Annotated in this window: 1 protein-coding gene and 1 pseudogene; both read right to left on the reverse strand. The window is 37.6% G+C overall.

Annotated features, from left to right (window positions below; genetic code table 11):
* Window positions 1–2,372, reverse strand: a pseudogene (locus tag ACFIJW_RS09190) (autotransporter outer membrane beta-barrel domain-containing protein); the annotation flags it as partial.
* A gap of 636 nt (window positions 2,373–3,008) precedes the next feature.
* On the reverse strand, window positions 3,009–3,334 hold a 326-nt coding region (locus ACFIJW_RS09195; protein WP_375634177.1), incomplete at its 5' end, for an autotransporter outer membrane beta-barrel domain-containing protein.

A 3,334-nucleotide genomic window follows, 5' to 3' on the forward strand; every position in this document is an offset into this window, starting at 1 on the left:
TCATCCGTTGCATTGTAGACTTCTTGCGTGTCTGGTTTACCAGAACCTATATGCAATGTTTGGTAGTGATCGTCTGTTGGTCCATTAAAGATAATGGAGCTGTTATCGAGATTAAGCGTGGAAATATCAGAACGAGATCTTTGAGCGATATCAAGGAGATTGCCATCATCATCTTTTTCATTTTTGCTGATTTTCAACGTCCATTTTGTATCGTTTTTCAGATCAAAGTGCACATTTCTGTCTTTAGCAATATTTGCTCTGCCCTCTAAAATAGACTGATCTGCGCTTAATGTGAAGGTGCCGTTGGAGATCGTTTTAACCTCTTTACCATCCCACAAATCTTTATCTTTCCATGATGTTTTGTCCCAAAAAATACCATCTCCTAATAATACGTCAGCATGGACTTCTGATTTTTTAAGATTGACTGTGCCGATTGATGGAGCAGCAGCATCTTCGATGCTTTTTTCAACAACAGTTCTAACGAAAATTCCTGTACCATTTTCAGCATGAAGCTCTGCATTAGTCAGATTGATCTCATTACTATGATATTTTTGCGGATCATGCGAGCTATTCGGATTATTATCAAAGAAAGTTGCGAATTGTAAACTGGCAACTTCTGCTGTGGCAGAAACATCTGTCAGATCAATATGTCCGCCATTTATTACAACCAGTGCAGCCATTTTTGCTTCTATTGTATTTTTCTTCCCCTTCTGAGGAGTATCGGATTGGGTATCTAGGCCTTTAGAATTAGTATCAATAGCACGATTGCTCGTTTTAATTGTGCTACCTTCAATGACAAAAAGACCAACATCAACATTTTGAATGGTTGTTTTGCCATTGAATTCAACTATACTATCGGCATCCCAAATGTTTACACCAACGGTTGGTTCTTCGGACTCACTACCGGTTATTGTTAAATCTCCGGTAATGATTTTACTCCCATCATCTGCATAAAGACCTTCATCGACATTTTGAATGGTTGTTTTGCCGGTTAACTGAATTTCACTACCAGAATCCTCTGTCCGTACACCAGTGCTTATTTTGCCGAGATTTTCATTAATTGCTTTACCACCGACTACTGTTAAATTTTCGCTGGTAATTTTGCCACCATTTATTGCTCTAAGACCCTTCAAAATATTATTAATCGTTGCCGTTCCGTGCAATTCAATTCTGCTATCAGGACCAAGTGCAAGTGCACCGGTTCCCGCGTCATTCGTTGTTAAAGCTATATCCGTGACATCAATCTGTCCACCATTTCGTGCCTCAAGCCCATGTGTGAATTTTTCAATGGTTGTTTTTCCATTTAGTTCGATCTTGCTGTTAGGCAGGTCAACTCCTACGCCAGTGCTTTCTTCTTTTGCTCCAGAACCGATGAGTGTTAAATTTTCGCTGGTGATTTTACCACCATCAAATGCTCCAAGACCGTTCAAAGCATTGTTAATCTTTGTATTACCTTTTAATTCAACTATGCTATCAGAACCAAGTGCAAGTGCACCGGTTCCTTTGCCATCTGTTGTTAGAGTAACATCCGTAATTTCAATACGTCCACCATTTTTTGTAAGTAATACGCTTTCATATCCATTCAAACTTCCTCCTATAACAGTTCCTCCTATGACAGCCCCTCCTTTCATTGTGATCTTGGATTCTATACCATCTGCATGGAGTCCAGTACCATTAGATGATGCGACTGTAACATTGTTGTTTAAAGTAATGATGCTGCCATTTTGAGCAGATATTGCTGTATTTTTTGCACGAAATGATCCTCCAGAGATTGTTATTGTCGAGTGATCATCTGCAAATATGCCTTTTAGTGCTTGAGTTACGGTTACATTGTTCAAGGTTACTGTGCTGTTTTTAGCACTTATTCCTAAGGATAGTGAACTGTTATCGTTTTTACTCGATATTACCACGTCTTCCAGCTTGTTTTTTTTACTCTTACTGTCAGAAAAGGAAGCACCAGTGCTAGATAAAATGCCAGATGAGGAGGCCTCCATTCCAGAATATGTAATTGTTCCCTTAGTCATTTGAAGTGTAGCACCGTCTTTGGTTTCAAGGCCTAAGAAAATACCAGAACCAGTGCCTTTAATGGTTGTGCCATCCAGTAACTCAATCGCACTGTCAGCACCTTCTGCTGTTACAGCATAGACGGTTTTGTTTGTGCCTTGGTTTATATCTTTATTCGTAACAATGGTTAAATGTTTTCCAATGATTTTGCCACCGTCTTTTGCGTGAATAGTTTCGTAGGTTTTATCGGATACTTCTTGTTGTTTTCCCTCAGAAACTACGAGGGTTTCAGCATGTGCACTGAACTGGATGTTGAACAGGATGATAGCGGCTGTAGCCGTGCATGATAAAAGGGATGTTTTATACACTAGTATTCTCCTTATGAGATCCCCCAAATATTCATTTCCCCGCGAATTTCATAAGAAGAAGTGAAAATGGATAGTTGTTATTAATTTCAGTAATTGTCTTTATTTGGTAAGACATTTTTGGTTTTTTGTCAAAATTAAAAAATAATTGATATTAATTATCTCTAATACAAAATGTATTTATAATTGATTTTATTTAAAGAATTATAATTTTGAATATTATTATTCAGAGAAATATTGTGAGATACTGATATAGTGGTTTTTACGTGATGGTAGGGATTATTATATGACGCAAATTGGGGTTATGAGGGAAAAAAAAAGGATGTAGAAGAAGCTAGTAAAAAAGCTAACTTACTTGGGCTTAAAGTGGTTTTTCATCTTTTAATACAGTGGTATTAATTTATTTCTAATAGACTTTTCTTTTTTTCAAAGTAGGAAGTACTCTTCATCCACTGGGGATGGAAGTGCTCTGTTGCGTTTGTTGTGTCTTGTCTTGGAGATTTTCGTAAAGAACTAAGTATAAAGAGGGAAGGGTGCTTTAAAAGGAAAAAGGATGACTTTAATGTACAAAAAGGGCAGCATATTGTGCTGCCTTTTTGTTAAATTGAATAGAATGAATAGGCTATTTACAGCCTTGATTTAAAACTGATAGCGTATACCACCTGAAAAGCTTGCACCACTTATACCAGTTTTCTGAAGCTTTTGTTGATAACTTACATCACCATGAAGCGAGAAATTGTGAGACAGTTGCGCATTAATGCCAACGCCGCCTTCAATTGCAGGTCCCATAGGATCAAGGTCAAAATCTCTGCCAATATGAATGGTACCATCATCACCAAAGGTTTTGATCAAGTTTACTTTTCCATAGAAAGACATAGGACGGCTGTTTTCAGTGGAAATGGTTTTTGTCAAACGTCCACCAATGCGTACTAACCATTGAGAAGGATTTTTCATATCAACGGTAA

The organism is Bartonella sp. MM97QHHN (genome assembly GCF_042194285.1).
In the GTDB taxonomy this organism is placed as follows: Bacteria; Pseudomonadota; Alphaproteobacteria; order Rhizobiales; family Rhizobiaceae; genus Bartonella.